The 12,489-nt window shown below is 38.0% G+C and carries 11 protein-coding genes and 1 tRNA gene; 10 read left to right on the top strand and 2 right to left on the bottom strand.

From position 1 onward, the window contains the following. Position 1 precedes the first annotated feature (1 nt). Together clpP and K5Q07_RS06150 are read right to left on the bottom strand one after the other, a co-directional pair. Complete coding sequence (clpP, locus tag K5Q07_RS06155; RefSeq protein ID WP_053791563.1) at positions 2–595, bottom strand: ATP-dependent Clp endopeptidase proteolytic subunit ClpP; 594 nt, start codon at positions 593–595, stop codon at positions 2–4. A 98-nt stretch (positions 596–693) separates the two neighbouring features. Further along, positions 694–765, bottom strand: a tRNA-Arg gene (locus K5Q07_RS06150). A 254-nt stretch (positions 766–1,019) separates the two neighbouring features. On the opposite strand from K5Q07_RS06150, the gene gap reads away from it, so the two are divergent. The 10 genes from gap to pta all read left to right on the top strand — a co-directional run bounded on the left by gap (position 1,020) and on the right by pta (position 12,480). Beyond that, entirely contained in the window at positions 1,020–2,033 is a 1,014-nt protein-coding gene (gap, locus tag K5Q07_RS06145; protein ID WP_054606310.1) for a type I glyceraldehyde-3-phosphate dehydrogenase, read from the top strand. A gap of 163 nt (positions 2,034–2,196) precedes the next feature. Then, positions 2,197–3,411, top strand: a complete 1,215-nt coding sequence (locus K5Q07_RS06140) for a phosphoglycerate kinase (protein WP_220730166.1) — start codon at positions 2,197–2,199, stop codon at positions 3,409–3,411. Positions 3,412–3,583: 172 nt separating this feature from the next. After that, positions 3,584–4,345: a triose-phosphate isomerase gene (gene tpiA / locus K5Q07_RS06135; RefSeq protein ID WP_220730165.1), complete on the top strand. Its 762-nt coding sequence runs from the start codon at positions 3,584–3,586 to the stop codon at positions 4,343–4,345. 98 nt (positions 4,346–4,443) lie between these two features. Beyond that, complete coding sequence (gene eno, locus K5Q07_RS06130) at positions 4,444–5,763, top strand: phosphopyruvate hydratase (RefSeq protein WP_054606313.1); 1,320 nt, start codon at positions 4,444–4,446, stop codon at positions 5,761–5,763. A 102-nt stretch (positions 5,764–5,865) separates the two neighbouring features. Continuing rightward, positions 5,866–7,392: a ClC family H(+)/Cl(-) exchange transporter gene (locus K5Q07_RS06125; protein ID WP_251067649.1), complete on the top strand. Its 1,527-nt coding sequence runs from the start codon at positions 5,866–5,868 to the stop codon at positions 7,390–7,392. A 106-nt stretch (positions 7,393–7,498) separates the two neighbouring features. Further along, complete coding sequence (gene secG / locus K5Q07_RS06120; RefSeq protein ID WP_034531960.1) at positions 7,499–7,738, top strand: preprotein translocase subunit SecG; 240 nt, start codon at positions 7,499–7,501, stop codon at positions 7,736–7,738. 149 nt (positions 7,739–7,887) lie between these two features. Further along, positions 7,888–10,236, top strand: coding sequence for a ribonuclease R (gene rnr / locus K5Q07_RS06115; RefSeq protein ID WP_220730164.1), 2,349 nt, complete (start codon positions 7,888–7,890; stop codon positions 10,234–10,236). Between the two features lie 21 nt (positions 10,237–10,257). Continuing rightward, complete coding sequence (smpB, locus tag K5Q07_RS06110) at positions 10,258–10,731, top strand: SsrA-binding protein SmpB (protein WP_041152547.1); 474 nt, start codon at positions 10,258–10,260, stop codon at positions 10,729–10,731. 82 nt (positions 10,732–10,813) lie between these two features. Continuing rightward, a complete protein-coding gene (locus K5Q07_RS06105; protein ID WP_054606316.1) occupies positions 10,814–11,503 on the top strand; it encodes a uracil-DNA glycosylase in 690 nt (229 codons plus the stop codon). Between the two features lie 11 nt (positions 11,504–11,514). Further along, positions 11,515–12,480: a phosphate acetyltransferase gene (pta, locus tag K5Q07_RS06100; protein WP_220730163.1), complete on the top strand. Its 966-nt coding sequence runs from the start codon at positions 11,515–11,517 to the stop codon at positions 12,478–12,480. Positions 12,481–12,489 lie beyond the last annotated feature (9 nt).

Genomic DNA, 12,489 nt, shown 5'->3' with positions numbered 1-12,489 from the left:
ATTATTTTCTTTCAGAACTGTTAGTCATGATGCTATCAAGCAATCCGTAATCTACAGCTTCTTGAGCGCTTAAGTACTTATCACGTTCGGTATCTAGGTTAACCTTTTCAATTGATTGACCTGAGTTTTGAGCTAAGATTTCGTTGATCATCTTTCTAGTCTTTAAGATTGATTCTGCAGCAATAGCAATTTCAGTTTGTTGACCTTGAGCACCACCAGAAGGTTGGTGAATCAATACTTCTGAGTGAGGTAAAGCAAAACGCTTACCCTTAGTACCTGAAGAAGCCAAGACACTGGCCATTGATGCAGCCATACCCATAACGATGGTTTGAACATCAGCTTTAATAAATTGCATAGTGTCATAAATTGCCATACCGGCAGTTACAACACCACCAGGTGAGTTGATGTATAAGTAGATGTCTTTTTCAGAATCTTGTGCATCTAGGAATAATAGTTGAGCAATGATGGTATTTGCCATGTTGTCTTCAATTGGACCAGATAACATAATAATTCTGTCTTTTAATAATCTTGAGTAAATGTCATATGCGCGTTCACCGTTTGATGATTGTTCAATGACAGTTGGGACTAAATTCATAATTTTATCCTCCCTTGCTTTCAATTCAATTTGAATTATATTAATTTTATCTCAATGGTCAATTAAGGTCAAATGATTTTATCTGACTTAATCACCAATGCATCTGGAGGGAATCGAACCCCCATCGAAAGAACCGGAATCTTTAGTGCTATCCATTACACTACAGATGCATTACAACAGGTTAAACTATAAATGAAAAGGGGGTTAAATTCAAGAAACACACTGAGGTAATTGATTTGCAAACTAAAATTAGCACTGATATACTTAGAGTGTAAGGATTTGATACAGAAAATAACTGTTACAAATTAGTACTGGTTATTTTTTTAAAATTACTGAGCATGTATTATAGACTGATCGGTAAAAAAGTAGTAGTATTTAATCCGTACGTAGTACTCAAATTTATTTCTCTAGGAGGAAAACAGTTATGACTGTAAAAATTGGTATTAACGGTTTTGGTCGTATTGGTCGTTTGGCTTTCAAACGTATCCACGAACTAAACTCAGACGATATTGAAGTTGCTGCTATTAATGATTTAACAACTCCTTCAATGCTTGCATACTTATTAAAATATGATTCAACACATGGTAAATTCCCAGGTGAAGTTACTTCAACCGATAACGGAATCGTTGTTGACGGTAAGGAAGTTCCAGTTTACGCTGAACGCAATGCCGCTGACCTACCATGGGTTAAAAATGATGGTGTTGACTTTGTACTAGAATGTACTGGTTTCTACACTTCAGAAGAAAAATCACAAGCTCACTTAGACGCTGGTGCAAAGCGTGTTCTAATCTCTGCACCTGCAGGTCAAATCAAGACTGTTGTTCCTGGTGTTAACTTGGATACTCTAACTGCTGACGACAAGATCGTTTCAGCTGGTTCATGTACTACAAGTAGTATCGCTCCTACAGCATACTTCTTAAACAAAGACTTTGGTATCAAAGTTGGTACTATGACTACTATCCACGCATTCACTTCAACTCAAGCTATCTTAGATGGCCCTCGTGGTAAGAAGTTCAGAAACAACCGTACTGCTTCAACTAACACTATTCCTCACTCAACTGGTGCTGCTAAGGCTCTAGGTCTTGTTGTTCCAGAACTTGACGGTAAGTTAAACGGTGTGGCTCAACGTGTTGGTATCGTTGACGGTTCATTAACTGAATTAACTGCTATCGTTGACAAGAAGAACGTTACTGCTGACGAAGTTAACGCTAAGATGAAAGAACACACTGACGGTAACGAAGCATTTGGTTACAATGACGAACCAATCGTTTCAAGTGATATCATTGGTGATACTCACGGATCAGTATTTGATGCTACTCAAACTGATGTTACTACTTTTGGTGATGACCAACTTGTTAAGGTATGGTCATGGTACGATAACGAATGGGGCTTCACTTGCAACATGGTTCGTACTTTACTACACTTCGCTCAACTATAATCTAAATTATAATTTAGCAAGGCATAAGGTGGAGGAGGCAATTGCCTCCTCCATTTTTTATAACAATTACTTTCTGCTGAAAAATTCTTTGAAATAAAGAATTAAATGAAGTATATTGAAATTGTTACATCAATTTTAAATAATTTTTGGGAGGTAATCTAGATTGGCTAAGACAGTTGTTTCTGATTTAGATTTAAAAGGCAAAAAAGTTTTAATGCGTGTCGACTTCAACGTTCCTATTAAAGACGGTGTTGTTGGTGACACAAGTCGTATCGTTGGTGCTATTCCAACTATCAAATACGTAATCGAACATGGTGGAAAGGCAGTTCTATTCTCTCACCTTGGTCGTATCAAGACTGAAGATGACAAGAAAGAACTATCATTATGTCCAGTTGCTGCAAAGCTTTCTGAACTAATGGACAAACCTGTTACTTTCGTTCCCGAAACTGAAGGTCCAAAGCTTGAAGAAGCTATCAACAATATGAATGATGGTGACATCGTTGTTGTTGAAAACACTCGTTTTGAAGATGTTGTAAATGGTGAAAATGTAAAACGTGAATCTGGTAACGATCCTAAGTTAGGTCAATACTGGGCTTCACTAGGTGATTGCTTCGTAAACGATGCATTCGGTACTGCTCACCGTGAACATGCTTCAAACGTTGGTATTGCTCGTGCAATGGAAGCAGAAAACAAGCCAGTTGCCGCTGGTTTCCTAATGGAAAAAGAAATTAAATTTATCGGTGGTGCCGTTAACAATCCTAAACGTCCATTTGTTGCCATCTTAGGTGGTGCAAAGGTTTCAGATAAGATTGGTGTTATCGATAACCTATTAGACAAGGCAGACCACATCATCATCGGTGGTGGTATGACTTACACATTCTACGCTGCTAAAGGTTTCACTATTGGTAACTCATTAGTTGAAAAGGACAAGATTGACACTGCTAAGGAAATCCTAGCAAAGGGTGGCGACAAGATCGTTCTACCTGTTGACTCAGTTGTTGCTCCAGAATTTAACAATGATGCACCTACTCAAGTAGTTGGTGAAAACATTCCTGATGGTCAAATGGCACTAGACATTGGTCCTAAGAGTGTCGAATTATTCGAAAACGTTCTAAGAGACGCTAAGACTGTAGTTTGGAACGGACCTATGGGTGTATTTGAAATGAGTAACTTTGCTAAGGGTACTCTAGCTATTGGTAAGTTCTTAGGTGACCTAACTGACGCTACTACTGTTGTTGGTGGTGGTGACTCAACTGCTGCATGTAACGAACTAGGTGTAGCTGACAAGCTATCACACGTTTCAACCGGTGGTGGTGCTTCACTAGAATACATGGAAGGTAAGACTCTTCCAGGTATCGCCGCTATTACTGATAAATAAGAATAATATCTTTTTAAGATTCGATGTATAACATCGGGTCTTTTTTTTGTATAATAAAAGGAGTGAAATTTTTATTAAAATAGATGCGCAATTTGTTAATATCAATTATTTAGTGATATCATTGATATATAGCGATTTTTAATAATCTGTTTAAAAGAATAGGAGGTAAAAAATGAGAACTCCTTTTATCGTTGGAAATTGGAAAATGAATTTAACATTACATGAAGTTGAAGAATTCTTAGATGCAGTCAAAGGAAACCTACCAGATCCTAAAGACGTTGAATGCGCTATTGCTGCATCATCAATTTACATGGATGTATTAACTAGATTTTGTAAAGAAGAAACAAATCTAAAAACTGCCGCTCAAAACTGTTTCTATAAAGATGCAGGTGCTTACACTGGTGAAGTAAGTCCAATGGCACTTGCCGACATGGGCGTTAATTATGTTATGTTAGGTCATTCAGAACGTCGAAAATATTTTGGCGAAACCAATAAAATGATTAACAAAAAGGTTAAAGCCGTTTTAGCTAACAACATGGTGCCAATTATTTGTTGTGATGAAACAATGGCAAAGCGAAAGACCTATGATGAAATGAACTGGGTTGTAAATCCAGTCATTGAAGCATTAAAGGGGATTTCAGAAGACGATGCTAAAAAGATTGTCATTGGTTATGAACCAAGTTGGGCAATTGGAACCGGAAAATCAGCCAGTGGTGCTGAAATTCAGGAAGCATGTTTTCTAATTCGTGAAACATTAAAAGATTTGTACGGTGATGATATTGCTAACCAAATCCGAATCGTTTACGGTGGAAGCGTTAACGCCAAGAATGTTTCAGAAATTATGAGTCAAGATGATGTTGACGGAGTTTTGCCTGGTAAGAGTAGTTTAAAGGCAAAAGAATTCATCAAAATTGTCAATTACCAAAATAATTAACAGTTTGAACAGTTTTTTATTGAAACTTGGTCTGTAAAATAATAAAATGAAGATAGCCTTGATTCCGAGGTAACAACTTTCATTAAGGAGAGAATAAAATGTCAATTATTTCAGATATTTATGCTCGAGAAGTACTAGATTCTCGTGGAAATCCTACAGTTGAAGTAGAACTATATACTGAAGCAGGTGCAATGGGACGCGGTATCGTTCCTTCAGGTGCATCTACTGGTGAACACGAAGCCGTTGAATTACGTGACGGTGATAAAAACCGTTTCATGGGTAAAGGTGTTACTAAGGCTGTTAACAACGTTAATAACATTATCGCTAAGGAAATCGTAGGTTACGATGTAACTGATCAAGTTGCTATTGATGAAGCTATGATTAAATTAGATGGTACTCCTAACAAAGGTAAGTTAGGTGCCAACGCTATTTTAGGTGTTTCATTAGCTGCTGCACGTGCTGCTGCCGATGAACTAGGTGTTCCTTTATACAACTACTTAGGTGGTTTCAACGGACACGTATTACCAACACCAATGATGAACGTTATCAATGGTGGTAAGCATGCTAACAACAAAGTTGACTTCCAAGAATTCATGATTATGCCTGTTGGTGCGGAAACTGTTAAAGAAGCCGTTCGTATGGGTTCAGAAACTTTCCACAACCTAAAAGCTATCTTGAACGAAAAAGGTTACTCAACTGCCGTAGGTGACGAAGGTGGTTTTGCTCCTGACTTGAAGAACAACGAAGAACCATTCGAAATCTTAGTAGAAGCTATCCAACGTGCTGGTTACAAGCCAGGTAAAGACGTTGCAATCGCCTTTGACTGTGCTGCTTCAGAATTCTACGATGCAGAAACTAAGAAGTACAACTTAGTAGGTGATGGTAAGTCATACTCTGCTGATGAATTTGTTACATTACTAGAACAATTAGTTGACAAGTACCCAATTATCTCAATCGAAGATCCATTGGACGAAAACGAATGGGCAGATTGGCAAATGGCTACTGAACGTCTAGGTAAGAAAGTTCAAATCGTTGGTGACGATTTATTCGTAACTAACACTGATTACCTACAAAAGGGTATTAAGATGGGCGTTGCTAACGCAATCCTAATCAAGCTAAACCAAATTGGTACTTTAACAGAAACTGTAAACGCTGTTGAAATGGCTAAAGAAGCTAACTACACAGCTATCATCTCACACCGTTCAGGTGAAACTGAAGATACTACAATTTCTGACTTAGTTGTTGCTCTAAATGCTGGTCAAATCAAGACTGGTTCAATGAGTCGTGGCGAACGTATCGCTAAGTACAACCAACTAATGAGAATTGAAGATCAATTAGCTTCAGTTGCAGAATACAAGGGTATTAACTCATTCTACAACCTAACTGAAGAAGCTCGTAACAACGTTATTAACAAATAATAACTAATAGTTACTAAAAAAGCATTGAATTATTTCAATGCTTTTTTTGTACATAAAATTATATGGTATGATTGATGTACCAATAAAAAGAAGGCGAATAAATTGCAAAGTGATAATTTAAGACGATTTAAATCAGTGCTGTATGGTCTATTGATCGGACTAGCGGTCGGAATGGTGGTTAGTCTATTTCGAGTATCAATTGAAGGACTATCGGATCAATTTCTAAAACTAGCTAAGCTAGCAAGAACAAAAATATCAGTATTGATAATTTTAATCATCTTGAATTTACTAATCGCATTTTTCGTATACTACTTAGTAAAACGAGACAAAAATATCAAAGGATCAGGAATTCCACAGGTTGAAGGACAGTTAAACGGCGAATTGGATTATTCATGGTTCTCCGTCTTAAGTAAAAAGTTCATCGGTGGGGTCCTTGCGATTTCAAGTGGCCTATTTTTAGGACGTGAGGGGCCTTCTATTCAATTAGGTGCTGCTACAGCACAAGGGTTGGCAGATACCTTTAAACAAACAAAACAAGCGCGTAAAACAATCATCTCAGGTGGGGCTGCAGCTGGATTATCAGCCGCGTTTAATGCACCAATCGCTAGTACATTGTTTGTGTTAGAAGAAATTTACCATAACTTTTCAACCTCGGTTTGGTTAACTTCACTATCTGCTGCCATCAGTGCGAACTTTGTTTCTACTGCGGTATTTGGGAAAGTACCAGTATTACACATGAGTTATTCACATGTGATCCCATTACATATTTATCCATATTTAATTGGTTTGGGGATTGTAATTGGAATCGGTGGACTAATCTATGAATACGCAACACTACACGTGAATGATTGGTATGACAATTTAGAATGGGTACCAAACATCGTGTGGGTATTGATTCCATTCATCTTGGTAATTCCGTTTGAAATGTATTTACCAACAATCGTTGGTGGAGGTAGCACAATGGTGTTAACAATTGCCAAGGCAGCACCAACCATTACCGTGTTACTTTGGTTCTTGCTAATTCGTTTCGTTATGTCGATACTATCGTATTCAACCGGATTACCAGGTGGTATTTTCCTACCAATGCTTTCACTAGGGGCATTGATTGGTGCCATCTATTCAGAAGTATTGATTCACCTTGGTGTTCTACCACAAAGTTATTTTGTTAACTTCATCATTATTTCAATGAGTGGATTCTTCGCATGTGTCGGAAAGGCACCATTTACTGCCATTTTGTTAATTACCGAAATGGTTGGATCATTACAAAACCTAATGTCTCTAGCATTTGTCACATTGGTTGCCTATGAAGTTACCGACTTGTTGGGCGGCAGTCCAATCTACAATGAAATGTTGCAAAAGATGTTGAGTCCGCAAAAATTATCAACAAGTGGACAACTTACCAATTTATATTTCTCAGTTCAATTATGTTCCAGTATGGATGGCAAGCCAGTTAAATCAATCAATTGGCCGGACGGTTGTTTGATTAGCTCCATCAAAAGAAATGAACAATACATTATTCCTGATGGTGATACAATTATTAAAGCTGGGGATAACATCGAAATATCCACAAACTACGATAACCGCGGTTACGTATATACACATGTGGAAAAACTAACGTTAGATAATTAAAGTTTTGATTAATTGGCATGTTAGAAAGTATTATGATAAACTAAACAGTAAAGATAAAGTTAAAGTTAAAGATGAAACCTATGTATTTTAGGTAGGAGGCAACGAATTGTATAATTTCTTAATGAATATAATTTGGATTGACAGTGTATTAATTATCATCGCTGTCTTGATGCAACCAGCAAAGACTAACAACGATGCAATGTCTTCTTTAACCGGTGGTGCTGATGATTTGTTTGCCAACTCTAAGCCACGTGGTTTTGAAGCTTTTATGCAAAAGGTAACAGTTGTATTATTGATTATTTTCTTTGCATCAGCATTAGGATTAGTTTGGTTATCATCACACTAGTTGATAAGACTCCTGTAATTTTTACAGGAGCTTTTTTTATGTGAAATCGTAAAACCGTTTAGGATAGATGGTATAAAAATGTTAGAATACTAGATATGAGTTATCGAATTTGATTTAAGATCGAAAATTTAAAACTTAAGGAGTAAATCGTGGAAGATAATAGTTTAAAACAAGAAATTCATGATGTTCTAAAAAAATTCCCTAATCGCGAATTTTCAGTAGAAGAACTAGCAGATGAATTAGGATACCATGGTGCAAACGCATTTAAACTAATTGTCCAATCATTAGCTGTATTAGAACGCGAAAAGACAGTTATGGTTACTGAAACAGGCAATTTTAAGTTAAACGCACAAGGTGAAACAATCGAAGGTACTTTTCATGCAAATCCAAAGGGGTTCGGATTTGTTAACTATGATGAAAACCTAGAAGATGCATTCATCGCACCTGACAACACACTACAAGCAATGAACGGTGATACTGTTCAAATCGAAATCGTAAAACGTGCTGACCAAAACTCTGGTAAAGGTCCAGAAGGTAAGGTTGTAAACATCGTCGAAAGAAACTACGAACAAGTAGTTGGTGAATTCATCCGCACTGACGATGATCAAGGTTACGTTGGTCAAGTTAAGCTAAAAGAAAAGAAGCTTATTAACTACAAGTTTTACGTTACAGGTGTTGGTCTAAAGCCTACACCGGGTGAAGTAATTACTGCCGAAATTACTGAATACCCAAACGCTGACCATCCAGATTACATGGTTGGTATTGCTAAGGAAGTAATCGGTAGCGTTGACGATCCAGGAATTGATATTCTACAAATCGTGTACGCTCACGATATTCCTGCTCAATTCCCAGAAGACGTATTGCAAGAAGCAGATGCTATTCCAGAAGAAATTAGTGAAGAAGAAAAGCAAGGTCGAGAAGACATTACTGATCAAACACTAGTTACTATTGATGGGGAATCATCCAAGGACTTGGATGACGCCGTTACTGTATGGAAATTACCAAATGGTAACTACCACTTAGGAGTTCACATTGCCGATGTTTCTCACTACGTAAAACCAGGTAGTCTATTGGACGAAGAAGCCTACAAACGTGGTACTTCTGTTTACTTAACTGACAGAGTTATTCCAATGCTTCCAAGAAGATTATCAAACGGAATTTGTTCATTGAACGAAGGAGAACTTCGTCTATGTATGAGTTGTGATATGGAAATCAACCCAGCCGGAAATGTTGTTGACCATCGTATTCACCCAAGTGTGATGAAATCTAAGGCCAGAATGACTTACAAGGCTGTAAATGACATTCTAGAAGCACATGATGAAAACACTATGGAACGTTACAAAGATTTAGTTCCTATGTTTGAAGAAATGGGCGAACTACACAAGATTCTATACAAGCAACGTCGCCGCCGCGGTGCCATCGACTTCGATGATAACGAATCAGAAATCATCGTTGATGAAACTGGTCACCCAATCGACATTAAGCTAAGAGTTCGTGGTACCGCTGAAAGAATGATTGAATCATTCATGTTAGCTGCCAACGAAACTGTTGCTGAACATTACTGTAAGGCTCACGCACCATTCATCTACCGTGTTCACGAAACACCAGATGGAGAACGTGTTAAGAGCTTCTTCGAATTCTTAACTGCTTTCGGTGTAGAAGTTAAGGGTGATCCTGATCACTTGAAGCCAAAGGTATTACAAAACGTATTGAAGAAGGTTGCTGGTAAGCCAGAAGAACCTGCTGTATCTGTTATGATGCTTAGAAGTTTGAAGCAAGCTAGATATACCGACCAACCACTTGGTCACTTTGGGCTAGGTGCTGAATTCTATACTCATTTCACTTCTCCAATTAGAAGATACCCAGATACTACTGTTCACCGTTTAATTCACCATTATGAAGACAACGGTATCAACAAGGAATCAAAGGCTAAATACGCTGGATTACTTGAAGAAATTTCAGACCATTCATCAAAGGCGGAACGTCGCTCAATCGATGCCGAACGTGATACTGATGCAATGAAGAAGGCTGAATACATGGCAGATCACATTGGAGAAGAATTCGATGCAACTGTTAGTTCAGTACTTAAGTTTGGTATGTTTATCGAACTTGAAAACACTGTTGAAGGATTAGTTCACATTAGTCGTATGAAGGATGACTACTATGAATACATTGAAAAGTATCTAGCACTTGTTGGTAGAAATACTCACCGTACTTACAGAATTGGTCAACCAGTTCGTGTTAAGGTGGTTAACGTCGACGTTGACCAAAGTGCTGTTGACTTCGATATTGTTAATCCAGAAGACACACCAATGTCAAAACTAAAACCAGAAAGCCACAGTAATGGTGCTCACGGTCGTGGTGGAAGAAATAACGGTGGTCGTCGTAACAACAGAAGAAACGACAACAAGAATGGTAAGTTTGGTAGAAACAACAATAACCGCCATTCAAGAAACAACAACCGTAATGGTCGTAATCATTCCAATTCAAAACATTAATTGGTTGAGAGGTGATTGATAATGGTTAAAAAGAAACCAACAAATAAAGACGATAACTTGGTTGCGCAAAATCGCAAAGCTCGTCATGATTACCGCGTTTTACAAACCTATGAAGCAGGAATTGCATTGACCGGGACTGAAATCAAGTCCGTTCGCGCAAGCCGTGTCAATCTAAAGGATGGGTTCGCCCAAATTAGAGATGGCCAAGCTACATTGATGAACGTTCACATTAGTGAATATGAACAAGGTAATCAGTTCAATCATGATCCACTTAGAAATCGTAAATTGCTTTTACACAAGCAAGAAATTAAACGTTTAGCAAAGGAAACAGACAAAAAGGGAGTCACAATCGTTCCCTTGAAGATGTACCTAAAGAAGGGCTTTGCTAAGGTATTGATTGGTGTTGCCGAAGGTAAGCATGAATACGATAAGCGTGAAACAATGAAGAAACGTGATCAAGAACGTGAAATCTCACGTGTATTAAAACACTACTAAAAAAAGCGTCCCGCTATGGGGCGCTTTTTTGCAATGTGAATTTATTGTATATATGATAAAATTATATACAGAGGTGTTATAAATGAAACCTTTTATTCACAATGACTGGTGGGATGTATTGAAGCCAGAATTTGAAAAAGAGTATTACCAAGATTTACGTAAATTTTTAGTTGAAGAATATGAAAATCATGAAATCCATCCAAATGCTAATCAAATTTATGAAGCGTTTGAATGGACACCATTCTCAAAAGTAAAAGTGGTTATCTTAGGTCAAGATCCATACCATGAACCACACCAAGCTCATGGTTTGAGTTTTTCTGTTTTACCAGGTGTGAAGGTGCCACCTTCGCTTAGAAATATCTACAAGGAATTAGAAAGTGATTTAGGCATCAAACCAGTTAACCATGGTTACCTTGAAAAATGGGCTAAGCAAGGAGTTTTATTGTTGAACTCTGTGCTAACCGTTAGAGATGGAATTGCTTTTTCCCATAAGTCAAAGGGATGGGAAAAGTTAACCGATACAGCAATTGAAAAGTTATCACAACGCCCTGAACCAGTCGTATTTATCCTTTGGGGGAGAGCGGCTAGAGACAAGGTGAAGTTGATTAATACTAAGACCAATATTGTGATTGAATCCGCTCATCCAAGTCCATTGTCAGCCCACCGTGGGTTCTTTGGTTCCAAACCATTTTCAAAGACTAATATTGCCTTAGAATCACTAGGTGAAAAGCCAATTGATTGGCAACTACCAGAACACGTTACAATCCATTAGGAGGAAGAAATATGAGTTTACTAGACGAATTAAAAGAAAAGATTAGTGGTTTAAATAAGAGAATCGTTTTCCCAGAAGGAGAAGACGTCAGAATCATTGAAGCAGCTAGTCGTTTAGCTGATGAAAGCCTAATCCACCCAGTGCTATTAGGTGATCCAGCAGAAATTAAGGCTAATGCCGGTGATTTCAACCTATCAAACGTAGAAATTGTTGATATCAACAATTACCCAGAAAAAGACTTTGAAGAAATGCTAGATGCATTAGAAGAACGTCGTAATGGTAAGAATACCCGTGAACAACTAGCTGAATGGCTAAAGGATGCCAATTACTTTGGTACTATGTTAGTTTACATGGACAAGGCAGATGGAATGGTATCAGGTGCTGCTCATGCCACTGGTGATACTGTTAGACCAGCACTTCAAATCATCAAGACACAAGAAGGAATGCGTCGTATTTCAGGTTCATTCTTGATGCAAAAGGGTGACACTAGATACATTTTTGCAGACTGTGCCATCAATATCGAATTAGATGCTAAAGGTATGGTAGAAGTTGCTAAACAAAGTGTGATTACTGCTAAGCAATTCAACATTGATCCAAAGGTTGCATTCCTAAGTTTCTCAACTAAGGGTTCGGCTAAGGGCGACATGGTAACCAAGGTACAAGAAGCAGCTGCTATGGCTAAAGACGAACTAGATGTTCCATCAGATGGTGAACTACAATTTGATGCTGCATTAGTTCCAGAAGTAGCCGACAAGAAAGCTCCTGGTTCAGACGTTGCCGGACAAGCCAACGTCTTCGTATTCCCTGAATTACAATCAGGAAACATTGGTTACAAAATTGCACAACGTCTAGGTGGATTTGAAGCATTTGGTCCACTACTACAAGGTTTGGCAAAACCAGTATCAGACCTTTCACGTGGCTGTGTCGCTGAAGATGTCTACAACGTTGCAATCATTAACGCAATCCAATCTCTATAAGCAAAAGGA

The organism is Apilactobacillus zhangqiuensis, assembly GCF_019656215.1.
In the GTDB taxonomy this organism is placed as follows: Bacteria; Bacillota; Bacilli; order Lactobacillales; family Lactobacillaceae; genus Apilactobacillus; species Apilactobacillus zhangqiuensis.
This window is presented reverse-complemented; position numbering and strand designations above follow the sequence as displayed.

What these genes read in the sequence shown, in the direction of transcription:
- smpB (WP_041152547.1), top strand. Translation starts at nt 10,258, where the DNA reads ATGGTTAAAAAGAAACCAACAAATAAAGACGATAACTTGGTTGCGCAA.
- pta (WP_220730163.1), top strand. Translation starts at nt 11,515, where the DNA reads ATGAGTTTACTAGACGAATTAAAAGAAAAGATTAGTGGTTTAAATAAG.
- tpiA (WP_220730165.1), top strand. Translation starts at nt 3,584, where the DNA reads ATGAGAACTCCTTTTATCGTTGGAAATTGGAAAATGAATTTAACATTA.
- gap (WP_054606310.1), top strand. Translation starts at nt 1,020, where the DNA reads ATGACTGTAAAAATTGGTATTAACGGTTTTGGTCGTATTGGTCGTTTG.
- eno (WP_054606313.1), top strand. Translation starts at nt 4,444, where the DNA reads ATGTCAATTATTTCAGATATTTATGCTCGAGAAGTACTAGATTCTCGT.
- clpP (WP_053791563.1), bottom strand. Translation starts at nt 595, where the DNA reads ATGAATTTAGTCCCAACTGTCATTGAACAATCATCAAACGGTGAACGC.
- K5Q07_RS06105 (WP_054606316.1), top strand. Translation starts at nt 10,814, where the DNA reads ATGAAACCTTTTATTCACAATGACTGGTGGGATGTATTGAAGCCAGAA.